The organism is Bradyrhizobium sp. USDA 326 (assembly GCF_049739485.1).
Classification (GTDB): Bacteria; Pseudomonadota; Alphaproteobacteria; order Rhizobiales; family Xanthobacteraceae; genus Bradyrhizobium.
On record NZ_JBMGQA010000001.1, the window covers coordinates 7,237,465 to 7,262,816 of the forward strand.

Annotated in this window: 26 protein-coding genes; 13 read left to right on the forward strand and 13 right to left on the reverse strand. The window is 64.7% G+C overall.

What is annotated here, in order from left to right; genetic code table 11:
• Positions 1 to 95 precede the first annotated feature (95 nt).
• Both ABIG06_RS34235 and ABIG06_RS34240 read right to left on the reverse strand, forming a co-directional pair.
• Positions 96 to 1,067: an ABC transporter substrate-binding protein gene (locus tag ABIG06_RS34235; RefSeq protein ID WP_124157921.1), complete on the reverse strand. Its 972-nt coding sequence runs from the start codon at positions 1,065 to 1,067 to the stop codon at positions 96 to 98.
• Between the two features lie 174 nt (positions 1,068 to 1,241).
• On the reverse strand, positions 1,242 to 2,480 hold the full coding sequence (locus tag ABIG06_RS34240; RefSeq protein ID WP_124157920.1) for an MFS transporter: 1,239 nt from the start codon (positions 2,478 to 2,480) through the stop codon (positions 1,242 to 1,244).
• A gap of 129 nt (positions 2,481 to 2,609) precedes the next feature.
• On the opposite strand from ABIG06_RS34240, the gene ABIG06_RS34245 reads away from it, so the two are divergent.
• Positions 2,610 to 3,209: a TetR/AcrR family transcriptional regulator gene (locus ABIG06_RS34245; protein WP_370140199.1), complete on the forward strand. Its 600-nt coding sequence runs from the start codon at positions 2,610 to 2,612 to the stop codon at positions 3,207 to 3,209.
• 347 nt (positions 3,210 to 3,556) lie between these two features.
• Here the strand turns inward: ABIG06_RS34245 and ABIG06_RS34250 are convergent, their stop codons facing one another.
• The gene (locus ABIG06_RS34250; RefSeq protein ID WP_424578541.1) at positions 3,557 to 4,930 is read right to left on the reverse strand and encodes a PleD family two-component system response regulator; all 1,374 of its coding nucleotides are present in this window, start codon (positions 4,928 to 4,930) and stop codon (positions 3,557 to 3,559) included.
• A 14-nt stretch (positions 4,931 to 4,944) separates the two neighbouring features.
• On the reverse strand, positions 4,945 to 5,310 hold the full coding sequence (locus ABIG06_RS34255; protein ID WP_124157917.1) for a response regulator: 366 nt from the start codon (positions 5,308 to 5,310) through the stop codon (positions 4,945 to 4,947).
• Between the two features lie 237 nt (positions 5,311 to 5,547).
• Between ABIG06_RS34255 and ABIG06_RS34260 the strand changes: the two genes are divergently transcribed.
• From ABIG06_RS34260 to ABIG06_RS34270, 3 genes are read left to right on the forward strand one after another with little or no spacing between them, the layout of a single operon-like run.
• Positions 5,548 to 5,859 (forward strand): DUF3572 domain-containing protein, encoded by a 312-nt coding sequence (locus tag ABIG06_RS34260; protein ID WP_028177874.1) that lies wholly within the window; start codon positions 5,548 to 5,550, stop codon positions 5,857 to 5,859.
• Entirely contained in the window at positions 5,856 to 7,145 is a 1,290-nt protein-coding gene (locus ABIG06_RS34265) for a DNA polymerase IV (RefSeq protein ID WP_370140201.1), read from the forward strand. Before ABIG06_RS34260 ends, ABIG06_RS34265 begins: the two co-directional genes overlap by 4 nt.
• A complete protein-coding gene (locus tag ABIG06_RS34270) occupies positions 7,145 to 7,546 on the forward strand; it encodes an ACT domain-containing protein (RefSeq protein ID WP_370140202.1) in 402 nt (133 codons plus the stop codon). Before ABIG06_RS34265 ends, ABIG06_RS34270 begins: the two co-directional genes overlap by 1 nt.
• Before the next feature lie 13 nt (positions 7,547 to 7,559).
• On the opposite strand, the gene ABIG06_RS34275 is transcribed toward ABIG06_RS34270, so the two are convergent.
• Positions 7,560 to 7,961 carry a RidA family protein gene (locus ABIG06_RS34275; RefSeq protein WP_014494674.1) on the reverse strand — a complete coding sequence of 134 codons (402 nt, stop codon included), beginning with the start codon at positions 7,959 to 7,961 and terminating at the stop codon, positions 7,560 to 7,562.
• A gap of 271 nt (positions 7,962 to 8,232) precedes the next feature.
• A complete protein-coding gene (locus tag ABIG06_RS34280) occupies positions 8,233 to 9,078 on the reverse strand; it encodes a cell envelope integrity EipB family protein (RefSeq protein ID WP_370140203.1) in 846 nt (281 codons plus the stop codon).
• 223 nt (positions 9,079 to 9,301) lie between these two features.
• Between ABIG06_RS34280 and ABIG06_RS34285 the strand changes: the two genes are divergently transcribed.
• Entirely contained in the window at positions 9,302 to 9,769 is a 468-nt protein-coding gene (locus tag ABIG06_RS34285) for a RidA family protein (protein ID WP_008130072.1), read from the forward strand.
• Between the two features lie 5 nt (positions 9,770 to 9,774).
• Positions 9,775 to 10,521: a glycerophosphodiester phosphodiesterase gene (locus tag ABIG06_RS34290; RefSeq protein ID WP_370140204.1), complete on the forward strand. Its 747-nt coding sequence runs from the start codon at positions 9,775 to 9,777 to the stop codon at positions 10,519 to 10,521.
• An 83-nt stretch (positions 10,522 to 10,604) separates the two neighbouring features.
• On the opposite strand, the gene ABIG06_RS34295 is transcribed toward ABIG06_RS34290, so the two are convergent.
• The gene (locus ABIG06_RS34295; RefSeq protein ID WP_370134307.1) at positions 10,605 to 11,546 is read right to left on the reverse strand and encodes an IS110 family transposase; all 942 of its coding nucleotides are present in this window, start codon (positions 11,544 to 11,546) and stop codon (positions 10,605 to 10,607) included.
• 303 nt (positions 11,547 to 11,849) lie between these two features.
• Between ABIG06_RS34295 and ABIG06_RS34300 the strand changes: the two genes are divergently transcribed.
• Together ABIG06_RS34300 and ABIG06_RS34305 are read left to right on the forward strand one after the other, a co-directional pair.
• The gene (locus tag ABIG06_RS34300) at positions 11,850 to 13,091 is read left to right on the forward strand and encodes a GNAT family N-acetyltransferase (RefSeq protein ID WP_124157912.1); all 1,242 of its coding nucleotides are present in this window, start codon (positions 11,850 to 11,852) and stop codon (positions 13,089 to 13,091) included.
• 61 nt (positions 13,092 to 13,152) lie between these two features.
• On the forward strand, positions 13,153 to 13,581 hold the full coding sequence (locus tag ABIG06_RS34305; RefSeq protein WP_124157911.1) for an HIT family protein: 429 nt from the start codon (positions 13,153 to 13,155) through the stop codon (positions 13,579 to 13,581).
• Between the two features lie 147 nt (positions 13,582 to 13,728).
• Here the strand turns inward: ABIG06_RS34305 and tsaA are convergent, their stop codons facing one another.
• The 4 genes from tsaA to ABIG06_RS34325 all read right to left on the reverse strand — a co-directional run bounded on the left by tsaA (position 13,729) and on the right by ABIG06_RS34325 (position 16,543).
• Positions 13,729 to 14,220, reverse strand: coding sequence for a tRNA (N6-threonylcarbamoyladenosine(37)-N6)-methyltransferase TrmO (tsaA, locus tag ABIG06_RS34310; RefSeq protein ID WP_124157910.1), 492 nt, complete (start codon positions 14,218 to 14,220; stop codon positions 13,729 to 13,731).
• Between the two features lie 30 nt (positions 14,221 to 14,250).
• Positions 14,251 to 14,601 carry an AzlD domain-containing protein gene (locus ABIG06_RS34315; protein WP_061877280.1) on the reverse strand — a complete coding sequence of 117 codons (351 nt, stop codon included), beginning with the start codon at positions 14,599 to 14,601 and terminating at the stop codon, positions 14,251 to 14,253.
• On the reverse strand, positions 14,598 to 15,338 hold the full coding sequence (locus ABIG06_RS34320; protein ID WP_124157908.1) for an AzlC family ABC transporter permease: 741 nt from the start codon (positions 15,336 to 15,338) through the stop codon (positions 14,598 to 14,600). Before ABIG06_RS34320 ends, ABIG06_RS34315 begins: the two co-directional genes overlap by 4 nt.
• Before the next feature lie 251 nt (positions 15,339 to 15,589).
• A complete protein-coding gene (locus tag ABIG06_RS34325; protein ID WP_370140205.1) occupies positions 15,590 to 16,543 on the reverse strand; it encodes a transglycosylase SLT domain-containing protein in 954 nt (317 codons plus the stop codon).
• A gap of 87 nt (positions 16,544 to 16,630) precedes the next feature.
• On the opposite strand from ABIG06_RS34325, the gene ABIG06_RS34330 reads away from it, so the two are divergent.
• Complete coding sequence (locus ABIG06_RS34330) at positions 16,631 to 17,269, forward strand: HAD family hydrolase (RefSeq protein ID WP_424578542.1); 639 nt, start codon at positions 16,631 to 16,633, stop codon at positions 17,267 to 17,269.
• A gap of 27 nt (positions 17,270 to 17,296) precedes the next feature.
• Here the strand turns inward: ABIG06_RS34330 and ABIG06_RS34335 are convergent, their stop codons facing one another.
• Entirely contained in the window at positions 17,297 to 18,313 is a 1,017-nt protein-coding gene (locus ABIG06_RS34335) for a carbon-nitrogen hydrolase family protein (protein ID WP_370140207.1), read from the reverse strand.
• A 195-nt stretch (positions 18,314 to 18,508) separates the two neighbouring features.
• On the opposite strand from ABIG06_RS34335, the gene ABIG06_RS34340 reads away from it, so the two are divergent.
• The 4 genes from ABIG06_RS34340 to ABIG06_RS34355 all read left to right on the forward strand — a co-directional run bounded on the left by ABIG06_RS34340 (position 18,509) and on the right by ABIG06_RS34355 (position 22,854).
• The gene (locus tag ABIG06_RS34340) at positions 18,509 to 19,465 is read left to right on the forward strand and encodes a helix-turn-helix domain-containing protein (RefSeq protein ID WP_370140208.1); all 957 of its coding nucleotides are present in this window, start codon (positions 18,509 to 18,511) and stop codon (positions 19,463 to 19,465) included.
• 150 nt (positions 19,466 to 19,615) lie between these two features.
• A complete protein-coding gene (locus tag ABIG06_RS34345) occupies positions 19,616 to 20,641 on the forward strand; it encodes an aldo/keto reductase (RefSeq protein ID WP_370140209.1) in 1,026 nt (341 codons plus the stop codon).
• A gap of 214 nt (positions 20,642 to 20,855) precedes the next feature.
• Positions 20,856 to 22,277: an MFS transporter gene (locus tag ABIG06_RS34350; protein ID WP_124157902.1), complete on the forward strand. Its 1,422-nt coding sequence runs from the start codon at positions 20,856 to 20,858 to the stop codon at positions 22,275 to 22,277.
• 127 nt (positions 22,278 to 22,404) lie between these two features.
• A complete protein-coding gene (locus tag ABIG06_RS34355; protein WP_124157901.1) occupies positions 22,405 to 22,854 on the forward strand; it encodes a PEGA domain-containing protein in 450 nt (149 codons plus the stop codon).
• A 72-nt stretch (positions 22,855 to 22,926) separates the two neighbouring features.
• Here ABIG06_RS34355 and clpA read toward each other — a convergent pair whose 3' ends face one another.
• The gene (clpA, locus tag ABIG06_RS34360) at positions 22,927 to 25,335 is read right to left on the reverse strand and encodes an ATP-dependent Clp protease ATP-binding subunit ClpA (protein ID WP_124157900.1); all 2,409 of its coding nucleotides are present in this window, start codon (positions 25,333 to 25,335) and stop codon (positions 22,927 to 22,929) included.
• Positions 25,336 to 25,352: the final 17 nt, after the last annotated feature.

Below are 25,352 nucleotides of genomic sequence, written 5' to 3' on the forward strand. Positions count from 1 at the left end.
CCGCGCTGCCGCGATGAGCAGACCTCCGACCGATGAGGCGCAACTTCGCAGATGGGTCAAAGGCGGGACTCCTGCACCGCAGCAAAGCGGCGCTTCTACTCGATGACCTCATCAGCGCGGACGAGTAGTGAAGGTGGCACAGTGAGGCCGAGCATCTTGGCGGTCTTCATGTTGATTATCAGCTCGAATTTCGTCGGTTGCTCTACCGGTAGGTCGGCAGGCTTGGTGCCTTCGAGAATCCTATCGACGAGCCTGCCTGCACGGCGGAATAGATCGGCCGTATCTGCGCCGTAGACAGACAATCCGCCATTGGCATAGACCCGAAACAAGTAGTTTGCGGGTAGACGATGTTTCGCCGCGAGTGCGATTATTCGGGGAGCCTCGACATAGGTGAGGGGATCACCGAAATCAATTATAGCATCGGCGTTTTGGGCAGAAGCCGAAGCAAAGGCGATATCGAGTTCCTCGGCGGTGGCCGCTTCAACTGTCAGCAGCTCCATGCCGCGCCTGCGCGCCAGGTTGCGTATTTCTTCCACTAGGTAGATCATTGGATTCTTTGGATTGATTAAGACCGCAATTTTCGAGGCGCCGGGAACGAGCTCGCGAAGGATTTCGAGACGTTTTCCGAAGAAGTCCTCAGGGACGTTGGTGGTTATACCCGTTATGTTGCCATCCGGTCGCGATAGACTTTGCACGAGGCCGATGCGGACGGGATCGGCCACAGCCACGAATACAATCGGAATGGTGGTAGTTGCCGATTTCAGGGCCAGGGCCGCTGGTGGTCCTGCAGCGACCAGTACATCGGGATTGAGAGTCAGCAGGTCGGCGACTGAAGCTGGTAATTGATCGGGAGGATGAGAAAAGCGGACTTCGACAATTAGTTTTCCATCCACCCAGCCGCGGTGTCGCAGCCCATCAAGGAATACACGCTCGGCTTGATTAAGAGCCCGCCCGCTCCCATCACCTACAGCAAGAAAGCCGATGCGCCGAGGCTTCCTGTGCGCCCACAGACGCTGAGGCGAAACGAGCAACGCAGCAGTAACCGCTAGGAACCTCCGCCGCTTCATTCGATCCTCATCTGATGTTGAGGACGCCTTGGCGAGGGTATCACGTCCGAATGGTCGCACTCGATGCGGGCATAGGTCGCAGGTCCGCCTTGGGTCACGATCGGCCCATCACGACCAAACACCGGGACGTCCGCTGTAAGCTCCCAAGCTGACCAAAGCGACCAGCCGCCCTTGCTACGCCGTCCGCAACACCGGCGCCGGCGGTTGCGACGGGCGGATCAGCGCGAACGCGACCTGCACGATGCCGCCGGCGAGGCCGAGCGCGACGCCGATGCGCCAGGCCATGGTGTAGGAGCCGAGCGCATCGTAGAGCACCCCTCCCCCATAGGCGCCGAGAAAGCTGCCGATCTGGTGGCTCATGAAGGCGAGGCCCTGGATCATCGCCTGCCAGCGCAGGCCGAACATCTCGGCGACCGCGCCCGCGACCAGCGGGCCGACGCCCATCCACAAAAAGCCCATGATCGCGCCGAACAGCAGCGTCGAGAACGGCGTCGCCGGCAGCGTGAAGTACCAGGCGAGCGCCAGCGAGCGCAGGATGTAGATGCCGCCGAGCAGTGCCAGCTTGTTCCAGCGCTGGCCGGCCCAGCCGAAGAACAGCGAGCCCAGCACGTTGAAGCCGCCGATCATGCCAAGCGTCTGCGCGCTGAGCATGGGATCGAGGCCGCAGATCGCCAGATACGACGGCAGGTGCGTGGTGAGGAACACGAGCTGCATGCCGCAGACGAGATAGGCGCAGGTCATCACCACGAAGGAGGCATTGCCGAATGCGGTTCTCGCCGCTGCCGCCGCCGTGGCATCGTCGATCTCGTCGGCGGCCGGCTTCGGCAGCGGGATTCTGTCGACACGGCCGGCATACCAGGCGGCGGGTATCATCAGCACCGACATGACCACGAAGCCGGCAAGCCCGATGCGCCAGCCGAAACCCTCGTTGAGCATCTGCCCGATCGGCGCCGACAAGAGCGCGCCGAGCGAGCCCGCGCCGGAGACGATGCCGAGCACGGTGGAGCGCACCGTTTCCGGCACCGCGCGCGCCGCCACCGACATCGCGATCGCCGCCGCGGTGCAGGCCAGCGACGTCCCGATCAGCACGCCCGCTCCGATCATGATGCTGATGAGCCCGTTCGCGGTTGCCATCAGCGCGAGCCCCGCAATGTACATCAGCGCGCCCGCGATCATGATCGGGCGGAAGCCGTAGCGCGCGGTAAGCGCGCCGGCGGGTGGCTGGAGAAAGCCCCAGGCGAGGTTCTGCACGGCGAGCGCCAGCGTGAAATCCGAGATCGAGATGTGGATGTCGTGCGTCAGCGGCTGCATGAAGATGCCGAGGCTCTGCCGCAGCCCCATGCTCAGCGTCAGCATGATCGAGGCGCCGATCAGGATGGGCAATGTCGGACGCAGGACCTGCAGCAGAGGCATTTTCTTCTCCCTCGTCGGCACGGCGCAAATGCCGTCGTCTGCTTTTGCCGTTGATTTTGGGTACACAGACCTGTTTACATAGGCTATGGATGTCAGGTGCTGTCAAGCGAACAGGACGCGTGCTGCCGCATGGCTCCCCCGCCCAAACAACAGACGATGAAAGAGCGGATCCTCGAGACCGCCGACAAGCTGTTCTATCTACAGGGCATTCGCGCCGTCGGCGTGGACACCATCGCGGCCGAGATTGGCATCAGTAAGCGCACGCTCTACAACCACTTCCCCTCCAAGGACGCGCTGATCGCGGCCTATCTCGAGCGCCGCTTCGTATCTCAGCGTCCCTCCGACAAGCCGCCGGCCGAGCAGATTCTTGCGACCTTCGATTCGCTGGAGCGGCGGTTTGCGGCGAAAGATTTTCGCGGCTGCCCGTTCGTCAATGCCGTCGCCGAGCTGGGACCTGCGGACCGCGCCGTGAAGAAGATCGCGATCGCCTTCAAGGAAAGCCGCCGCATCTGGTTTCGCGAGCGGCTGAACGAGCTCGGCGTTGCGGACGCGGATGCGCTGGCGACGCAGCTCGTGCTGCTGGTCGACGGCGCCATCGCCCAGGACCTCGTGCGAGACGATCCCGAGATGGCGCGCGCCGCAAAGGAAGCGGCAAAGGTGCTGCTGCGCAATGCGAGCGTGGATATGGGGGGTGCTGCGGTGATGCAGCATAAGCGCGCGCCACAATGATCACTGTCGTCCCGGACAAGCGCAGCGAGGCGGAGCGCAGAGCCGGGACCCATCACCACAGGGAGAAGTTGGGCGAAGACTCGTGGTTGCCAGCTCACGCCATAACCGCTCCCTGGGGTTATGAGTCCCTGCGCTCCCAGGGACGACAGTGAGAATGTGGCGGAAGCGTCGACACCCAACTACACGTCAGGACCATTTCGCGACGCTACCAACATGCTCCTGTTTTGCCCGACAAGTCAAATCGCGCCGCCGACAGCGCAATCCTTTTGGCCACCCGCGTAACCCATTGATCCGACTAACGCCGGCTACTGTGCATGGGGTTGTTTTCGCAACTTTGTGCGGGCGGCTCACGCCGCCTGCGACACCACGCGATTGCGGCCGTCGTGCTTGGCGCGATACAGCGCAGTGTCGGCGCGCTTGAGAACTTCGGCAACCGCCTCGCCCTTTCGCTCCAGCGTGGTGAGGCCGATCGAGATCGTGACCTCGATCCGCTTGGTGCCCTTGTGGATCGCGAACGGCTCGCCCGCGATCGAGCGGCGCAGGCGCTCGGCGACCATGCCGGCGACGTGAAGATCGGTCTCCGGCATCACGATGACGAATTCCTCGCCTCCGTAGCGGCAGGCGAGATCGATGCCGCGGATCGACTTGCGCACGCGCACCGCGAACTCGCGCAGCACGTCGTCGCCGGCGTCATGGCCGTAATTGTCGTTGATCGACTTGAAGTAGTCGATGTCGAGGATCATCAGCGCCAGCGGCTTGCCGCGGAGCGAGGCCTGCTCGGCGAGGGTCGCGAGATGGCTCTCCATGTAGCGGCGATTGTGCAGGCCGGTGAGCGCGTCGGTGATCGCCATCTCGATCGAGTTCTGCACGTTGTCGCGCAGATGATCGGTGTAGCGGCGGCGGCGGATCTGGGTGCGGGCGCGGGCCAAGAGCTCGGTCTTGTCGATCGGACGCAGCAGATAGTCGTTGACGCCGATTTCGAGGCCGCGGAGCAGCCGCGTCGAGTTCTCGGGGTCCGCGATCGCCAGGATCGGCACATGCCGCGTGCGCTCCAGCGAGCGCGCCTGGCTGCATAGCCTGAGGCCGTCGAAATTGTTGAGGTCGAGCGAGACGATCAGGAGGTCGTAATTGCCCTCGGCGGCGTGGAACAGCGCCTCCGTCGGGTTCGGCTCGACGTCGACGGTGTGCTCGGCGGCGAGGATGGTCGCCAGCCGCTCGTAGGAGGACTCGCGGTCGTCGACCAGCAGGATGCGGCCGCCCTTGCCGGTGTCGGCCACGGCACTGCGCTCGGGCGCCTGCATGCCGATCTCGAGCGAGGTGATGGCGCGCATGCGCAGCTCGTCGGTCATCATCTTCAGCCGGGTCAGCGAGCGCACGCGCGCGATCAGCACGACGTCGGAGACGGGCTTGGTGAGGAAGTCGTCGGCGCCGGCTTCCAGGCCGCGGTTGCGGTCCGCCGGGCTGTCGAGCGCGGTGACCATCACGACCGGAATGTGGTGCGTGGCGGGATCGGTCTTGAGGCGGCGGCAGACTTCAAAGCCGTCCATGTCAGGCATCATGACGTCGAGCAGGATGATGTCGCATTCGGCGCGGCGGCTGATCGCCAGCGCCTCGGTGCCGTTCGAAGCGGTCATCACGTCGAAATATTCGGCGGACAGGCGGGCTTCGAGGAGTTTGACGTTGGCAGGAACGTCATCGACAACCAGGATACGCGCGGACACTTTGAACTCACTTCCTATCCGATAAAACGCCGGACCGTCTCAATGAATTTGCCGACCGAGATCGGCTTGGACAAATAGGCCTCGCAGCCGCCCTCGCGGATGCGCTCTTCGTCGCCCTTCATCGCGAATGCCGTGACCGCGACGATGGGAATGCTGCGCAGCTCCGGATCGTCCTTGATCCAGCGCGTCACCTCGAGCCCGGAGACCTGCGGCAACTGGATATCCATCAGCACGAGGTCGGGCCGCATCTTGCGAACGAGATCGAGCGCTTCGTAACCGTTGCTGGTGCCCGAAGTCTGATAGCCATGCGCTTCCAACAGGTCGCGGAAGAGCTTCATGTTGAGCTCGTTGTCTTCCACGATCAGGACGGTCTTAGCCATCCCGCCCTCCCGATTGGCACGAAGCCGGATACATGTGACGCCTCAGGCGCCGCTTCCCGGCGCTTCGAAAACTGGATTCAAACTAGCCTCAGATTCGCTCTAGTTTCGTTAAAGCCGAGGGGCCACTTTCTGCGATGTGGTTTCCACTTGCTTGCCCCGGATCGCAAGACTCAAGGCGGAGACTCGGGCATGATGCAAAGTAGACACCGAAAGTTAACGGAAAGGCAAACCGGGCCCGTGAAAAAGCCTGTTCACAACCCCCGCGAAGTCGCTGAAATCGTTGCGATTCAAGCGCTGTCCTTCGTCGCGAGCGAGCCCGAGCGGCTGGGCCTGTTCCTGGCCGAGACAGGTGTGGGCCCGGAGACCCTCCGGAACGCCGCCTCGGACCCGAATTTCCTCCTTAACGTGCTGGATTTCGTGCTGCGCGATGACGCCACCGTGAAGGCCTTCGCGAGCGCCTCGGAGCTGCATCCGACCAACGTTGCCGCAGCGCGGCAGGTCCTCGGGGATGCGCTCGGCGACCGCTCCTGGGAGCGCGACGTGCCGTGACCGCCCCCGACCCGGCCGGGCCCCGCTGCTTCTGCCGGGATTGTCTGGCCGATCTGGACATGGGCGTACGGCGCTGTTCCGCCTGCGGATCCCCCCGCCTCGTCCGCCACCGGGCCCTTGCAGGCCTGACCATCGCCCATATCGACTGCGACGCCTTCTACGCGACGGTCGAGAAGCGCGACAATCCTGACATCGCCGACAAGCCCGTCATCATCGGCGGCGGAAAACGCGGCGTGGTGTCGGCCGCCTGCTACATCGCCCGCACCTATGGCGTGCGCTCGGCGATGCCGATGTTCAAGGCGCTCGAGGCCTGCCCGCATGCGACCGTGATCCGCCCGGACATGGCCAAATACGTCCGCGTCGGCCGCGAGGTGCGCCAAGCCATGCAGGCGCTGACGCCGCTGGTCGAGCCGCTCTCGATCGACGAAGCCTTCCTCGATCTCTCCGGCACCGAACGGGTGCACGGCATGATCCCGGCAAAGGTGCTGGCGCGCTTTGCCCGCGACGTCGAGCGCGACATCGGCATCACCGTCTCGGTCGGCCTGTCCTGCAACAAGTTTTTGGCCAAGATCGCCTCCGACCTCGACAAGCCCCGCGGCTTTGCCGCGCTCCACCAGAAGGAAGCCCGATTGATGCTGGCGGAAAAGCCGGTCGGCTTCATCTTCGGCGTAGGGCCAGCGACGCAGGAGCGCCTCGTGCAGCGCGGCTTCCGCATCATCGCCGACCTGCAGAAGGCCGACGAGATCGAGATGATGCGGCAGTTTCCGAGCGACGGCCGCCGGCTGTGGCGGCTCGCGCGCGGCATCGACGACCGCCGCGTCGAGCCTGACCGCGGCGCCAAGACCATCTCCAGCGAAACCACCTTCGAGACCGACATCCGCGACTTCGCGACCCTGGAGAAGATCCTGTGGCGGCTGTGCGAGAAGACGTCGTCGCGCCTGAAAAGCAGCGAACTCGCCGGCTCGACCGTCACGCTGAAGCTGAAGACCGCCGACTTCCGCCAGCGCACCCGCTCGCAGTCGATCGCAGCGCCGACGCAGCTTGCCGCAAAGATTTTCTCGATCTGCCGCGAGATGCTGGCCAAGGAAATCGACGGCACCGCCTTCCGCCTTATGGGCGCCGGCGTCAGCGCGCTGCGCGAGGGCTCAGCGAGCGACGACACCGACATGCTCGACCGCCGCGCCGCCCACGCCGAACGTGCGGTGGACAGCCTGCGCAAGAAGTTCGGCAGCGCCGCGGTGATCCGCGGCATCGCCTATGACGGGCCGGAGAAGGCGCAGGAGTGATGACGGGTGAACGCGATCTCGACGCGCTGCTGGGCAACATGAAGCCGGAGATCCTGGACGGCATCTTCGTGTTTTGCACGCTTGCGCCGAACGCGGGTATTCCAGCCACCATCAGCCCGACGCTGACGTTCCGCGAACGCGAAGGAACAACGCTGGTGATACTGCAGGAGGAGGCTGAACGTGCCGGACTACGCCATGAATTTCCCTCGCGCCTGATCACCCTGACAGTTCGCTCCGCGCTCGATGCGGTGGGCTTTCTGGCGGCAATCACGGCGCGTCTGGCCGAAGCCGGCATCAGCGTGAACGCCGTGTCGGCCTTCTATCACGATCACCTGTTCGTGCCGGTGGACAAGGCCGACGAGGCGATGACGGTTCTGCAGGCGATGTCCAAGGCCACGTGAGCGTGGCAGGGATTCAGTCCGCGACTGCGACCGCCTCGATCTCGATCAGCCATTCCGGCGCGGCGAGCGCGGAGACGCCGACCAGCGTGGAGGCCGGCGGCTCCATGCCTTCGAAGAAAGCCGAGCGCGCCTTGCCGATGATGGGCCGCAGCTCCGGCTTGTAGTTCACGACGAAAGTCGTGATCTTGACGATGTTGGCGTAGGTCGCCCCCGCCGCCTTGAGCGCGTGGCCGAGATTCTGCATCACCTGCGTCGTCTGTGCGGCGATATCGCCCTCGCCGACGATACGTCCCTCCTCATCCACCGACACCTGGCCGGAAATGTAGATGGTGCGCGCACCGGAAGCAGTGACGACGTGGGAATAGGCCGGGTTGTGATGCAGGCCGCTGGGGCGGAGATGGTCGAGCTTCGGCATGGAGGCGCTCCCGGAGTTTGTGGTTGGGGCAGAGCGTAGCTGGAGAGCGAGCTGAGAGCCAGCCTGTCATTGCGAGGAGCGAAGCGACGAAGCAATCCAGAATCGTTCCGCGGCAGGACTTTGGATTGCTTCGCTGCGCTTGCAATGACGACAATGGAAGAGAATCTACAGAATAACTTCAACCGTCATTCCGGGGCGGTCCGCAAGACCGAACCCGGAATCTCGAGATTCCGGGTTCTCGCTGCGCAAGCCCCGGAACGACGGCTGAAGCTCAATTACAGGGCTTGCTGTCCTTCACGTCGAACTTGCCCATCGAACCCGAAATCACAAAATCGTTGTAATCGAGCACGAGCTGGCGCGAGACGCCGTTCTCGTAGAGCTCGAACGACATCGAATAGACCGGCGTCTGCTCGCCCTCTTTCTGCTGGATGTCGCGATCGAAATAGCTGACGGTGACGGGCCAGCGCTTCAACGACTTCATGTGCTCGTCCGAGGTCGATGGATCTGCCGAGGTGGCACGGTCGGCGGGGATCGGCTGGCCGATCACGGTCAGCGTGTTGTAGACTTTCTGGCCGTCGTCGGAGCCGTCATAGACGGAGAGCTCGAGCAGCGACTTGCCTTCTTTCGCGGCGGCGATAATGCGCTGGATCTGCTCGGTCGGAAACACGACCTTGCCGTCGAGGGTGAAGCTCTTTGGCGCCGGCAGCTTCAGCTTGACGTTGATATGGTCGCCGTCGCGCTCGGCCGAGCCGTCGACCCGGCCGGCATCCGCCTCGTTCATGCGCGTCTCGATCTTGAAGCGGTAGCTCTTGCCCGCGGCGTCCTCCCAGGAATTGGAGCGGAGGTCGCTGAGCGTAATCTTGCCCTCGCCGCTGTCGAGTTCGGAGACCTGACGGAATTCCGAGGTATAGCCCTCGCAAGCGTTCCCCGTGAAATTGTAGAGGATGCGGCCGCGGGCGCTGTTGACCGAATTGGAGCGCGATTTGACGAGGCTGAGGTCATAGAGCGCCTGATGCGCGAGAAACGGACCATTGGCGGCCAGCGCCCCGCCGCCGGGGCCAAAAGCGGCCGCCGCGAGCGCCATCACACCGAGCGAAGTCCGGAAAATGTGCACCATGTCTGTTCCCTGAGGAAAGCGCAGATTTGACATTTTACTGACCGTTCCATTGCGTCGCAACTGAGGCGGCTGTACGCAAAGTTGCCCCTTCGCGTTGGTCTGCCTCAACCAAATGCGCCCCCTTCCGGTTGCTTGCATGTGACGGCACGATGGGCGAAACAGGGCCAGCCCGGCCTTCAAACGGATGCGCCGGGGCGAATGATTTTGGACAACGAGGTCGGACATGGCGGGCACGGTCGAGCAGAAACTGGCGGAACAGGGCATCAAGCTGCACGAGGCCCCCACTCCTGTCGCCAACTACGTCCCGTTCGTGCGCACCGGCAATCTGCTGTTCGTCTCCGGCCAGGTCTGCTTCGACCCCGCCGGCAAGCTGATCGCCAAGGGCAAGCTCGGCGCCGGCGTCTCCATCGAAGAGGGTGCGGCGGCCGCGCGTGGCTGCGCGGTGAACCTGCTGGCCCAGGTCAAGGCGGCGCTCGGCGATCTCGACAAGGTCGTGCGGGTGGTGCGCCTCGGCGGCTTCATCAACTCCGCGCCGGACTTCCTCGACGGGCCGAAGGTGCTCAACGGCGCCTCCGACCTGATGGTCGCCGCCTTCGGTGACAAGGGCCGCCATGCCCGAACCACCGTTGGGGTCGCCTCGTTGCCCGCCGATGCGGCGGTCGAGGTCGAAGGCGTGTTCGAGGTCGCCTGACACGAATGCGTGCTCCGGATTGGCTGACAGCCCGGCCGGTCGCCCACCGCGGCCTGCATGACATTTCGCGCGGCATCGTCGAGAACATGCCGGGCGCGGTGCAGGCTGCGATTGCAGGCAATTTCTCCATCGAGGTCGACATCCAGCTGTCGTCCGACGGCGAGGCCATGGTGCATCACGATCACGCGCTGGGCCGCCTCACCGAGGCCACCGGGGACGTCATCTCGAAGACCGCGGCGGAGCTGAGGGCGGTCAAGTTCAGGGATACCGCCGAACGGATGATGTCGCTCAGCGACCTCTGCGCCATGGTGGCCGGCCGGGTGCCGCTGGTGATCGAGGTGAAGAGCCATTTTGGCGGCGACCGCAAGCTGGTGACGCGGATGGCCGAGGTGCTGGCGTCCTATGACGGCCCGGCGGTCGGCATGTCGTTCGATCCCGACCAGGTGCTGGCGCTGCGCCAATTGCTGCCCTCCCGTCCGCGCGGCATCGTCGCGCAACGGACCTATGAGGACGAGTACTGGGCCAAGCTCACCCGGGAGCAGCGCGACAGCATGCTCTACCTGCGCCACGGCTTCCAGACCCAGCCCCACTTCGTCGCCTTCAAGGTCGACCACCTCCCGGCCCCCGCACCCTGGATCGCCCGCAACGTGTTCGGCTGCGCCCTGCTCGGCTGGACCGTCCGCACCCCGGAGCAGCGGACGCGGGTCGCCCAATATGCGGATCAGATGATCTTCGAGGGGTTTGTGCCGTAGGAGGCGCTGTCGCCGCCACACATAAACTCTCGTGTCCCGGACGCGCTGCAACACCTCGCGTTGCTGCGCAGAGCCGGCAACTGTTATGTTGATGGTGCGATTTTATAGGGTTTTCGGTCGCGCAGCATTGCGTTGAGGATGGTCAGCAGCTTCCTTGCGACAGCAATGAGGGCGAGCTTTGCTGGTTTGCCGGCCAGACGGAGCCGGTCATAGAAGATTTTGAAGTGATCGGCGCGACGAACGGCGTTGAGAGCAGCCATGTAGAGGGCGTCGCGGACGCGCTTTCGTCCGCCGCCGATCTTGCGCTTGCCACGATAAGCCCCGCTATCGACATTGAAGGGAGCCAGGCCGGCAAGAGCGGCCACCTCCTTTGGCCCGAGACGCCCAAGTTCGGGCATCTGGGTGAGGAGTTGCATGCAAGCGACGGGTCCCACGCCGGGCACCGAGCGCATCAACTGTGCATCATTGGCAAGCTCCGGTTCGGCTTTGACGAGCGCATGAATCTCAGTGTCGATTTCGGCGATCTCATCATTGAGGACCTCGATGAGGCGAGCGATGCGTTCCACCATGGCGCGGTCCTCGGCTTCGCTGCGGCGGTTCTTTTCCTGGGCCCTCATGGCAACCAGTTGGTCCCGCCGTTTTGCAAGCCTTGCCAAAGTGTTGCGAGCAGGCGTCGCGGCCTGCTCGGTGGCGGGCTTCATGGCGCGGGCAAAGGCCGCCAGCATCCGCGCATCGATCGGATCGGTCTTGGCGAGCTGGCCGCTGGCGCGGGCAAAGTCGCGGGCACGGGCCGGATTGATCCGGGCAAAGCGGATGCCGGCCCGATGCAGGGCCTCCCGAAGCTCGAGGTCATAGACCCCCGTAGCCTCGAAGACGATCAGCGCATCACATCGCCAACGCGCCACCAGCTGTGTGATGGCCTGTGGCGCGTTGGCGATGCGTTCCGCTACGCCGATGGCCTCATCGAAAATATCAAGGTGATGTTTGGAGATGTCGATCCCGACGCAACGAGAGGATATGATCACGGTGCCTGTCCCTGTGATGCGAGGTCTGTTGACGCAGCCTCGTGCAACTGTTCAGGTTGATAGATGGAACGGGCGGGAGACCGAGCCGGCTCACGGCGTCAAGCGCCAAGGACCCAACGGCTTCCCGCCCACCATCATCATGCCAGACTTCCCAGACACAGGGACCCAATCTCTCCACGAGCACGCTTCCACATAGGCCCCGGCTCAGCAGCGCACCACTACGCGCTGCGCTGCGTCCAGGGCACGAGACCTGTGTTGCTCCACCCCTTGAAGTCGCTGCTGCAATGCACGATCTTGGGCGCAATGGCATCATCCGACATTACGCTCGAAGCCGTCCCGTCCATTGGCGAAATCTCGCCCGAGGATTGGGACGCTTGCGCCAATCCCGGCGGCAAGTGCGAGGAGCATCGTGCGGGAACCTCATCCGCCCCTCCGGGCGATTCCCTTGGCCTCTCAAGACCTGCCTATAACCCGTTCGTCTCGCACGCATTTCTATCCGCCCTTGAGAAATCGGGTTCGGCGACCATCCGCACCGGCTGGGGTCCGCGGCATCTCGTGGCCAAGGTCGACGGCCGCGTCGCCGGTGTCGTGCCATGCTATTTGAAATCGCACAGCCAGGGCGAATACGTCTTCGACCGCGGCTGGGCGGACGCCTATGAGCGGGCCGGCGGACGCTACTACCCGAAGCTTCAGGTCTCGGTTCCCTTCACGCCGGCGACAGGGCCGCGGCTGCTGGTCCGGGACGGCGTCGACCGTGCGCAGATCACCAACGCCCTGGCGAGCGGACTGGTGGCGTTGTGCGGAGTCAGCAAGGCGTCCTCAGTCCACGTCACCTTCGCACGAGAGGCCGAATGGAAGCTGCTCGCCGAGCGCGGCTTCCTCCAGCGCACCGACCAGCAGTTCCACTGGCACAACGAGGGCTTTGCGGGTTTCGACGATTTCCTGGCGACGCTGAACTCCCGCCACCGCAAATCGATCAAGCGCGAGCGGCGCGACGCGCTCGCGGCCGGCATCACCATCCACTGGCTCACGGGCAAGGACATTACCGAGGATGCCTGGGACGCCTTCTTCGAGTTCTACATGGAGACCGGTTCGCGCAAATGGGGCAGGCCGTATCTGACGCGCGAGTTCTTCTCCCTGATCGGCGAGACCATGAGCGAGGACGTGCTGCTGGTGATGGCCCGCCGCAACGATCGCTGGATCGCGGGCGCTATCAACTTCATCGGCTCGGACACGCTGTTCGGCCGCAACTGGGGCGCGGTCGAGCACCATCCGTTCCTGCATTTCGAGGTCTGCTATTATCAGGCGATCGACTTCGCCATTAAACGCGGCCTCAGGCATGTCGAGGCCGGCGCGCAAGGCGAGCACAAGATCGCGCGCGGCTACCTGCCGCGCACCACCCATTCCGCCCACTTCATCGCCGATCCAGGCCTGCGCCGCGCCATTGAGGATTACCTCAGGCGCGAGCGCGCCTATGTCGCCGAGGCCGGACGGGAGCTCGCCGAACTCGGCCCATTCCGCAAAGGCGCCGACGAGGCGCCTTGACGCCTCGCCGTTGCTGGTGACAGTAAGCGCAAAATCTCGAGGAGCCCGCCGAGGAGCTATCATGACCGCCTACGACACCAACAACATCTTCGCAAAGATCCTGCGCGGTGAGCTGCCCTGCTACAAGGTCTACGAGGACGAGCACGTCTTCGCCTTCCTCGACATCATGCCGCGCGTGCCCGGTCACACGCTGGTGATCCCGAAGGCCCCTGCCCGCAACATCCTCGACATCAAGCCGGACGACTACGCCCATGTCGCCCGCGGCGCGCACAAGATCGCCGCTGCGGCGATGAAGGCGTTCGAGGCCGACGGCATCACCGTTCAGCAGTTCAACGAGCCGGCCGGCGGACAAGTGGTGTTTCACCTGCACATGCACGTGATGCCGCGTCACGACGGCGTCGCGATGCTGCCCCCGGCGAGCCGCATGGAAGACGCCAAAGTGCTGGAAGAGCACGCGGCGAAGCTGATCGCGGCGTTGAAAGCGGGCTGACGCCACACGCTCCGAGCCAACGGGTCCGCGCGGCGCGCGGCCCGATGACAGGCTCCGCAAAGCAATCTAGAATCCCTCCGCGGAGACAGTCTGGATTGCTTCGTCGCAAGAGCTCCTCGCAATGACGGGGTTGGAGCGCTGCACCCCTCACTCCGTCTCGAAATCACCCTTCTGCGGCGCGGCCAGTGGCGTGAACTCGCAGCGGTCGGGCTTGAGGTCGATCAGCGGTGTGTTGTCGAGGCAATCGAGCCCACGCACCAGGATCGCATTGCCCTCGATGCCGACCAGCTTCACGATCGACGTCCCGATCGGGTTGGGCCGAACCGGCGAGCGCAGCGAGAACGTGCCGCGGGTCTTCTCGTTGTTCTTCGGGCTTTGCAGAATGATGTCGCGGCGCGACTGGTCGAGCCAGTAGAGCACTTCGAGATTGCTGTAGAAATCGACGCCCTTGATCGCCGGCACGAACGGCTCGAAGATCTCGAGCCGGCATATCGGGCCGTCCTGACGCCCCTGCCGCGGCGTCTCCAGGCGCGACGTCCAGGGCGTGCGGATACGGCCAATGAAGACGAGACCGGCATCCTGCGTCGGCGGCAGCTCGATGGCGACCTCGCCCTCGCGTAGCTCCTGTTCGCGAACCATATTTCAGTTCCTTGCTGTTCGCCGGCGGTTTTAGCCCAACCACCACTTGCCGGCCAGCATGAAGACTTCGCCCGTGACCACGCCGGCGAAGATCGAGCGGCGGGTCAGCAGGAAGACGACGAGTCCGGCGCCGACCGCGCCATAGCGCAGCACGTCAGGCACAGTGGCAAGCGCCCCTGGCGGCTCCACCACGATCTGGGCGATGACGCCGGCCAGGATCGCGGTCGCGACCGCCCGCACCCAGACCAAGAGCTCCGAGCCCTCGTCGATGCCACCGCCGAACCACAGCCCCAGCATGCGCCAGATCTGGTTCGGAACGACGCCGGCGACGAACAGCACGGCGAGCGCGTGCCAGTCGCCGATGAGCTGCGCAAAGCTCATGCGCGCACCTCTCGCCACCAATGCACGCCATAAGCGATCGTGCCGGCCACCACACCGCTGACGAGGATGTCGAGGCCGGAGTTCATCCTGGCGGCCAGCGGATAGAGCACGATCCCGAGCGCCAGCGCGACGAGGTCGGCGACCTCGCGGCTGTTGCGCGCGGTCGAGAACAGGAAGGACAGCGGCGTCAGCAGCAAGATCGCCGCTCCAAGCGTCTGGGTCAGATTGGCGGCGAGGAAATAGCCGACGGTATTGGCGACGAGGCACACCGAAACGAGGCCACAGCCGAGCCCGTGGACGAAGGCGATGCGCCGCTCCCGCGGCACAAGCGGCAGGAAGCGATGGCACTCGACCCACAGCGTCACCGCCGTCAGATGCGCGGCGAAGACCAGCTCGCGTCGTTTCGTCGTCGGCGTTCGCATCAGCGGCAGCACCGAGACCACCATCGGAAACAGGCGAATGGCGCTGACCGTGACTGCAAGCGCCGACTGGATGATGGTCGCGCCGGAGCCGAGCGTGGTGATCAGGATGATCTGCGCGGGACCGGCCCAGACGAACAGCGTCGAGACGAGCGCCCAGAGCAGGCTGAAATGGGTGTCATGGGCGAGCGCTCCGATGCCGAGATAGGTCACGAACAGCACGATGGTGAGGATCGTCTGCGTGATCGAGCGCAGCCCCCACGCAAACGCGCGCCACGGACTTTGCCATTGAGGGGAATCGAGCGGGGGAAGCGCCACGGGAGTGTCGGTCGGGGTTACGGAATCGTGCCCGCATAACGGGCAATGGGGGCATCCGCGTCAAGGAAGCCCGCGGCGGGGCTGGCATGCGCGACACACCCACCGCCGTCATTCCGGGGCGCGCCACTTGGCGCGAACCCGGAATCCATCTCGCGACGGTCTCTGTGGCCGATGGATTCTCAGGTGCGCAATTGCGCACCATAGTTCGATGCTTCGCGTCGCCCCGGAATGACGACCAGGGCGAATGCGCTCTATCCGCTCACACCACGGTTCTTCAGCACGAAGCAGGCGCCACCCGCCTTGCGGATGCGGTTGCACAGATCATCCGCCTCGGCTCGGGTATCCGCGCCGATACGCACCTGGTAGAAGGCGCGCGTGCCGCGGCTGCGCATCACCGAGCTTAGCAGGCTAGGATCTCGCTCGCCGATCACGGCGCTCAGCTTCGTGACCGCCCTGGAATACATCGCCAGCGCCTTGTTGCGGTCGAAGCCGGCCGCGAGCTGCACCCCCCAAATCTTTGCAGCGGCAAGCTCGACATGCTGCTCGAGCTCGGCGACGAACGGATTCGGCGCGCGCTTGAGCAGCGCCATCAGATCACGGCAACTCGTCGGCGGCGAACTCGGCGGTCCCTTGCCGGTGCTGCCCGCCTTGGCCCAGGCATCGACGCTCGTGCCGGTGATGGCGAAGACGTAGTTGCGGGTCTGCTCCGGCATCGGCCCGGTGCCGGCGAGCCATTCCTGCACGCGCCGGGGACCGGCATTGTAGGCGGCCGCGGCGAGGCCGAGATTGCCGAACTGGTTGCGCAGCTCGTTCAAAAATTCGGCCGACTTCGGCAATGCCTGCACCGGGTTGAATGGATTGAGCAACCCTCGCTCACTTGCCGTCCCCGGCATGAACTGCGCGATCCCTTGTGCGTGCTCGCCATTGCGCGTCATGGGGCCCACCGCATCGGCCTGGAAGCGGCTTTCCTGCCAGATCACCCGGGCGAAGAATTCGAGCGGGAGATTGGCATCGCGCGCAGCCGCCTCCACGATCAGACAAATCGACTCCCGCGTGTCGCTCTCGCGCGCATCCGCGGGTTTCTCCGCAGGCTTCGCGGGCTCCTCGGCATTGGAAGGCACGACGGGGGCTGGCGTCTCGTCTGCGAGCACCGGCGACAGCACGAAGGCGTGGCACAAGACGGCGATGACCCGAACTATTCGCATGGCAGTGACGCTATCGGACAATTCGACCTTGACTTGGAACCCCAGCCAACTAGCACAAGCGGCAGTATCAACGCAGGTTTCGCCCGAATGGTGACAATCTTTTTTGATCTCGACGGCACGCTGACCAATCCCAAGCCGGGGATCACGCGATCCATCCAGTATGCGCTGGAGCGGCTCAACCAGCCTGTCCCCAGCGAGGACGAGCTGACCTGGTGCATCGGGCCGCCGCTGCATGCCAGCTTGAAAAAGCTCACCGGAACCGACGAACTCGCCGATCGCGCGCTGCTGCTCTATCGGGAGCGCTTCAGCGATATCGGCCTGTTCGAGAACGAAGCCTATGCCGGCATCATGGATACCCTCACGAGGCTTGCCGCGACAACTCCGCGCATGTTCGTCGCAACCAGCAAGCCTGCGGTTTATGCCACCCGCATCGTAGAACATTTCGGACTGAAACCGTATTTCGAGCGTGTGTTCGGCTCCGAGCTCGACGGCACGCGCGTCGACAAGCGCGACCTGCTCCGTTATGCGCTCGACGAGACCAAGATCGACGCGCATAACGCAATCATGATCGGCGACCGCAGCCACGACGTGGTCGGCGCCAGGACCAACGGAATGACCGCAATCGGCGTGCTCTATGGCTATGGCAGCGAGACCGAGCTGCGGGACGCCGGCGCGCATCACATCTGCGCCGCACACCACGAACTGCTCGGGCACTGCGTCGCGTAATGTAGGCCCGTGTCCGCGCGGCCGCGATCAGCTTGCCGCCGCCGCGATCTCCGTGGGCTCGACGGCATCGACCGGCAACGCGAACTGCTCGACGCGCTGGTACCGCTTCTTGTTGAGCAGCAGCCGCATCACGTCCGGCCGCGAATAGTGCCCGGCGGGATCGGCAGCGTTCTTGGCGACGCCGATGGCACCGAGGTCGATTTCGGCGATCAGCAGCCCCTCCTGGTGCGGCGCCAGCCTGTCGCCGATCTGGCTGCCGTCGGGGCCGTAGATCGCGGCAAAGCCGCCGCCGGCATGCAGCAGCGCGTGCTTATCCGGCCGGTCGCAGAGCTCGTCGATCATGGCCTGCGACACCGTCGCGCAAGGCGCGAGCACGAAGCAGGAACCCTCCACCGCATAGACGCGCGAAGCCGCATTGTTGACCTCGGCGCCGAGCGCCGGCGCGAAGGGATCGTAGAGCGAGAAGCTCGGCCAGGCCGCGACATGGACCTGCTCGTTCTGGGCGTACATCGCGTATTTCGACAGCGGCTGCAGGTGCTCCCAGCAGCACAGTGCCCCAAGGCGGCCGATGTCGGTCCTCGCATGCACGGCAAGGTCGCTGCCGTCGCCTTCGCCATAGACGGTGCGCTCGGCATGGGTCGGCCGCAGCTTGCGGCGCTTTGCGATGGTCTCGCCATCAGGGCCGATCAGCCATTGCGCGAGATAGAGGCTGCCGCCGTCGCGTTCGGACAGGCCGATCACGGCAGTGAGCTTTGCCTTGCGCACCGCCTCGCGCAGCCGGTCGGCCTGCGGGCTGTCGTAGGACAGCGAATTGTCGAAATAGCGCTGCACGAAGCCGCGGCCGATTGCCCAGGCCGGCGAGTCCATCCAGATGTGCCAGGGGTAGCCTGGAATGAAGGCCTCGGGAAAAGCGACCAGCTTGGCGCCCTTTTCCGCGGCCTCCCTGATCAGCGCGATCGACTTGTCGACCGAGGCGTCGAGGTCGAGCCAGGCCGGCGCCGCCTGTACCACCGCGACCTTATACTTCGGATGTTCGATGCCCATTCCCGCCTCCATGCCGGTTGATCGGAAGCCATGTCCGATGCAGTCTATTGGGCAAAGCCAGACGACGGGTGCTCGACCGCCGCGGAACAAAAACTCGACTGGACGCTACCGCCAGCCGGTACGGAGTTTGCCTTCGGTCAGGCTAGATCTGCGCCAACATGCGGTTTTGCTGGATGTGAAAGGGAGGCTGTCCAGATGCCAATCCAGTTCACGACGGACGGCAGCCTCGGCTATCGGCGGCTCGCCCTCTGGCAGGACATCGTCTGCGACGTCTTCGTCGGCCTCGACTGCAAGTCCGACCTCGGCAGCGCCTTTCGGGGCTCGGTCACGCAGGCATCGCTCGGCAAGGCCGCATGCTCCGAAGTCTGCTCGGACCGCCAGCACGTGTTCCGCACGCCCTCTCGCATCGCGCGCTCGGACCAGGATTTTGTTCTCATTGCCCTGGGCAATCGCGGCAGCGGCGGCGTTGTGCAGGACGGCAGGGAGACCGTAATTCATCCCGGCGAGTTCGCGCTCTATGACACCACGCGTCCGTATGAGCTGAAGTTCAACGACGCCTTCACGCAGACCATCTTCAAGGTGCCGCGCGAGATGCTGAGGCGCCGGCTCGGCGGCACCGAGACGCTGACTGCAATGTCGTTTGGCGCCGACGCGCCGCTCGAGCGGCTCGCCTATGATTTCATCTTCCGGCTTTGCCAGAGCGCGGACGGGCTGGCCCCGGACACCGCGACCGCGCTGTCGGAGCAGGCGGTCGATCTGCTCGCCATGGCTTTGAGCGAACGGCTCGGCAGGACATCGCAGCCGTCCTCGACCCACCGCTCGGCCCTGCTCTACCGGTTGAAGACGCACATCCGCGCGCATCTCTCCGATCCCGACCTCACGCTCACGGAGACCGCGGCCGCGCTCGGCATTTCGCCGCGCTACGTCAACGACCTTCTCGCCGACGAGGACACCTCGTTCCAACGCTACGTCCTTGCCGAACGCCTCGCGCGATGCCGGCGCGACCTCGCCTCGCCTGTGCTCGCTCATCGCCACATCAGCGAGATCGCGTTCGGCTGGGGCTTCAACGACCTCTCGCATTTCGGCCGGGTCTTCCGCGTGCATTTCGGAGTGTCGCCGCGCGACTTCCGGCAGAGCCAGTTGCGGCATTGAGATCCCTTTCAGTCAGCGATCCCCTGTATGACCAAGCCATCCCGAAGCAAGGCCGGTATGTGAGCGCGTGATAGGACGCGGGCCCTGCTTGCACTATCCTTTGCCACCGAACCGCAGTGATCTATCGGCGGCCAGCCAGGGAGCACATCGATGGAATACCGACGCTTGGGCCGGTCAGGCCTCATGGTGCCCGCCTTGAGTCTTGGCACCGGCACCTTCGGCGGCGTGGGCCGCCTTGCGGCTTGGGGCACGACCGACGCGACCGAAGCGCGGCGCCTTCTGGACATCTGCCTCGAAGCCGGCGTGTCGATGTTCGACACGGCGAACGTCTATTCGCTCGGCGAGTCCGAACGGGTACTCGGCGAAGCCATCAAGGGCCGCCGCGACAAGGTTCTGATCTCGACCAAGGCGACGTTTCGCTTCGGCGAGGGCCCCAACGATATCGGCTCGTCGCGTCAGCACCTGCTCAAAGCCATCGACGGCTCGCTGAGCCGGCTCGGCACCGATTACATCGACCTGTTCCAGCTCCATGGTTTCGATGCCTTCACTCCGCCCGAAGAGGTGCTTGGCACGCTCGATGTGCTCGTGCGCGCCGGCAAGATCCGCTATGTCGGCGTCTCGAATTTCTCGGGCTGGCACCTGATGAAGTCGCTTGCGGTTGCCGACAAGCACGGTTTTCCGCGCTACGTCGCCAACCAGACCTACTATTCTCTGATCGGACGCGACTACGAATGGGAGCTGATGCCGCTCGGCATCGACCAGGGGCTTGGCGCGGTGGTCTGGTCGCCGCTCGGATGGGGCCGTCTCACCGGAAAAATTCGGCGTGGCCAGCCGAAGCCGGAAGTCAGCCGGCTGCCCAAGACGGCCGAGTTCGGACCGCCCGTGCCGGACGAGCATGTCTACCGGGTCGTCGATGCCATCGACGAGACTGCGAAGGAGACGGGCAAGAGCGTCTCGCAGATCGCGCTCAACTGGCTGCTCCAGCGTCCGACCGTCTCGACGCTGATCATCGGCGCGCGCAACGAGACCCAGCTGCGCGAAAATCTCGGCGCGGTCGGCTGGTCCTTGACCAAGGACCAGGTCGCAAAGCTCGACGCCGCGAGCATGGTGACGCTGCCCTACCCCTATTGGCACCAGCGCGTGACTTTCACCGATCGCAATCCGCCGGCGGTGTAGCGGGCAGCAGTGACGTTCGGCCTCGTCGCGTTTTACTTCTTCGGAGAATCGACAGCGCGCTAGTGAGGCTGCGGAGGCTGCCCCAGCCCCATGCTTGCCGCGTCGGGAGATCTGCTTCCGCTACGGGAACTGGCGGTGTCCTAACGGGTTGCTGTCGATCCGACGATTTCCTATTGGGAGATGAATCACGGCTCCAATCCACCGCGCCTCCATCATGTCGCCCGCCCCGATTGAGCATGCCGACGGCCTGCCGCAGCCGCAGCGCAACCAGGCGGTGCTGACGATTGCGCTCGGCATCATCATGGCAGTGGTCGACAGCGCCATCGCCAACGTTGCGCTGCCGACGATCGCGGCCGACCTCGACGCAAGTCCGTCCTTCTCGATCTGGATCGTCAATGGCTATCAGCTCGCGATCACGATCTCACTGCTGCCGCTGGCTTCACTCGGCGAGATCGTCGGCTATCGCCGCGTCTATCTGGTCGGACTGGTGCTGTTCACGCTGGCCTCCGCCTTCTGCGCGCTGGCGCACACGCTGCCGCTGCTGACGCTCGCGCGCATCCTCCAGGGCTTTGGCGCGGCCGGCATCATGAGCGTCAACGCGGCGCTGGTGCGCTTCACCTATCCGCGCAGCCAGCTTGGCCGCGGCATCGGGCTCAATGCGCTCGTGGTCGCCTTCTCGGCAGCTGTCGGCCCGACGCTCGCCGCCGGCATCCTTGCCGTCGGAAGCTGGCCGTGGCTGTTCGCCATCAACGTGCCCCTCGGTGCGGTGACGCTGCTGATCGGTCTGCGCAGCCTGCCCCACACCAGACCTGCGAGCCGTTCCTTTGACTGGCAGAGCGCGGGCCTGTCCGCGATCACGTTCGGTGTCGGCATCGCCGCCGTCGACAGCGTCGGTCATGGTGAGGCCGCCATCACCTGCCTCGCGCAATTCGCCATCGCCATCGTCGCTGGCGCGCTGCTGATCTATCGCGAAACCCACATGAGCTCGCCGCTCTTGCCGGTCGATCTGTTGCGCATCCCGGTGTTCGCGCTATCGATCGCGACTTCGATCGCATCGTTCTGCGGACAGATGCTGGCCTTCGTCGCGATCCCCTTCTATCTCCAGAGCCGCTTCGGTTATTCGGCGGTCCATATGGGGCTCTTGATCACGCCCTGGCCGATCGCGGTGGCATTCGCAGCGCCCCTTGCCGGCCGCCTCGTCGAGCACTATCCGGCGGGCCTGCTCGGCGGCATCGGCCTCACGCTGTTCGCCTGCGGCCTCGCCGCGCTAGCCTTCCTGCCCGCAAGCCCGACCCCGTTCGACGTGATCTGGCGCATGGCGCTGGCCGGCGCCGGGTTCGGTCTGTTCCAGACCCCGAACAACCGCACCATGATCGCAGCCGCCCCGCGCGAGCGCGCCGGCGGCGCCAGCGGCATGTTGGGCACAGCGCGCCTGCTCGGCCAGACCACGGGGGCAGCGCTGGTGGCGCTGCTGCTCGGACGGTATCCGGTTGAGGGCACCAGGCTGGCGCTCCTCGTCGGCGTCGGATTTGCGCTCTGCGGCGCGGTGCTGAGCATGCTGCGGTTGTCTCCCGCAGGCGCGCGCGGTGCCGAGCACGTCCGCGTCCAGGACGATCAGCGCCTGCGCGGCGATTAGCGCAGTCTCACGCCCAGGCCCGCTCTGTTTTCGTGCACAACCTTTGCGTGGCTTACCTATCCCGACCTGCGCCTATTGCACTCGCGCTTCGGTTGCGCTTCATTGGCGCCGGGACAAGGGGCATTTCATGCGTTCATTTGGAATTATGGCGCTCAGCGTCATGCTGGGCGGCTGCGCGTCGGTCACGCGCGGCACGACCGAGAATATCAGCATCTCATCGACACCGTCAGGCGTGGAAGCCGTGGTCTCCGGGCTCGAAGTGCCCACCACCTGCACCACGCCTTGCGCCGTCGTCGCCAAGCGTAGCGCGGACATCACGATCACCTTCGAGAAGGAGGGCTACCAATCCCAGACGGTGCAGCTCACCAAGGAAGTGTCGGGTACCGGCGCCGCCGGGTTCGCCGGCAATCTCCTGGCCGGCGGCCTCATTGGCATGGGCGTCGATGCCGCAACGGGGGCGGCCACCGATCACAAGCCGAATCCAGTGATCGTGACGATGCAGCCGTCAGCCCCGCACGCCGCACCGCGCACTCCGAGAAAGCCGCGGCCGCCACGCGCGCCGGAGGCTGGAACGTAATGCCGCTGGTTCGGCGTCCACATAAAAAAGGCCGGCTTTGCAGCCGGCCTTTTCAATTTCATGGCGTGCGGATCACGCCTTGACCAGGGGGCCCTTGGAGGTCGGTCCCTTCGAGCCGCCGGGACCGCCCGGCTTCGACTTGCCCGGCGGACGCTTGCGGGCACCGGGCAGCTTCTCCTGCTTCGGCGTGACCGGCCCCTCGACGAACTCGAAGCCGATCTTCTCCTTGGTCTCGTCGGCCTCGTCCTTGACGAGAACAACGCGAACGTGACCACCGCCCTTCAGCTTGCCGAACAGCACCTCGTCGGCCAGCGGCTTCTTGATGTGCTCCTGGATCACGCGGGCCATCGGACGCGCGCCCATCTGCTCGTCATAGCCGTGCTGGACCAGCCAGGTCTTGGCAGGCTCAGACAGCTCGATGGTGACGTCGCGGTCGCCGAGCTGCGCCTCGAGCTGAAGCACGAACTTCTCGACCACGGTGCCGATCACCTCGACGCTGAGATGGCCGAACGAGACAATGGCATCGAGGCGGTTGCGGAATTCCGGCGCGAACTGCCGGTTGATCGCCTCGTGGTCGTCGCCTTCCCGCTTCGAGCGCGTGAAGCCGAACGCCTGCTTGGCGAGGTCCGCCGCACCGGCATTCGTGGTCATGATCAGGATCACGTTGCGGAAGTTGACCTGCTTGCCATTGTGATCGGTGAGCCGGCCGTGATCCATGATCTGGAGTAGCACGTTATAGAGGTCGGGATGCGCCTTCTCGATCTCATCGAGCAGCACCACGCAATGCGGATGCTGGTCGACGCCGTCGGTCAGCAGGCCGCCCTGGTCGAAACCGACATAGCCGGGAGGCGCGCCGATCAGGCGGGACACGGTGTGCCGCTCCATATACTCCGACATGTCGAAGCGCAGCAGCTCGACGCCGAGCGTCGCCGCGAGCTGTTTTGCCACTTCCGTCTTGCCGACGCCGGTGGGCCCTGAGAACAGGTAGCAGCCGATCGGCTTCTCCGGCTCGCGCAGGCCGGCGCGCGCCAGCTTGATCGAGGCGGCGAGCGACTCGATCGCCTTGTCCTGGCCGAACACGGTGCGCTTCAGGGTCTGCTCGAGATGCTTGAGCACCTCGGCATCGTCCTTCGACACGCTCTTCGGCGGAATCCGCGCCATCGAGGCGATCGTGGTCTCGATCTCCTTGATGCCGATGGTCTTCTTGCGCTTGTTCTCGGCAACCAGCATCTGCGCCGCGCCGGACTCGTCGATCACGTCGATCGCCTTGTCGGGCAGCTTGCGGTCGTGGATGTAGCGCGAGGAGAGCTGAACAGCGGCCTCGATCGCCTCGTTGGTGTACTTCAGCCGGTGGTAGTCCTCGAAATACGGCTTGAGGCCCTTGAGGATCGCGATCGCATCCTCGACCGTCGGCTCGTTGATGTCGATCTTCTGGAACCGCCGCACCAGCGCGCGGTCCTTCTCAAAGTGCTGGCGATATTCCTTGTAGGTGGTCGAGCCCATGCAGCGGATGGTGCCCGACGCCAGCGCCGGCTTGAGCAGGTTCGAAGCATCCATCGCCCCGCCCGACGTGGCGCCCGCACCGATGACGGTGTGGATCTCGTCGATGAACAGGATGGCGTTGGGATGCGCCTCGAGCTCCTTCAGCACCTGCTTCAGGCGCTCCTCGAAGTCGCCGCGATAGCGCGTGCCGGCAAGCAGCGTGCCCATGTCCAGCGAGAACACGGTCGCGGCCGCCAGAACCTCCGGCACCTCGCTATCGACGATGCGCTTGGCAAGGCCCTCCGCAATCGCGGTCTTGCCGACGCCGGCCTCGCCCACGAACAGCGGGTTGTTCTTCTGCCGCCGGCACAGCACCTGAATCGCGCGGTTGATCTCGGAATTGCGTCCGATCACCGGATCGATCTTGCCGTCGCGCGCCTTCTTGTTGAGGTTGACGCAATAGGTCTCGAGCGCCTCGCCCTTCTTCTTGGCGTCCTCGTTGCCCTTGGCCTCCGTCTCCTCGTCGACGCCGCGCACGGGGCGCGCCTCGGACACACCCGGGCGCTTGGCGATGCCGTGGCTGATATAGTTGACCGCGTCATAGCGCGTCATGTCCTGCTCCTGCAGGAAATACGCGGCATGACTCTCGCGCTCGGCAAAGATCGCGATCAGCACATTGGCGCCGGTCACCTCTTCACGACCGGAGGATTGCACGTGGATCACCGCGCGCTGGATCACGCGCTGGAAACCGGCGGTGGGCTTGGCGTCGTCGGCGCCATCCGTCACCAGGTTCTCGAATTCGGTTTCAAGGTAGTTGACGAGGCTCGTGCGGAGCTTGTCGAGATCGACGCTACAGGCGCGCATGACGGCGGCTGCATCGGAATCGTCGATCAGTGAGAGCAAAAGATGCTCGAGCGTTGCGTATTGGTGATGACGCTCGTTTGCGATCGCCAGCGCACGATGCAGGGATTGTTCAAGGCTTTGGGAAAAAGTCGGCATTCGCGTCCTCTATGGCC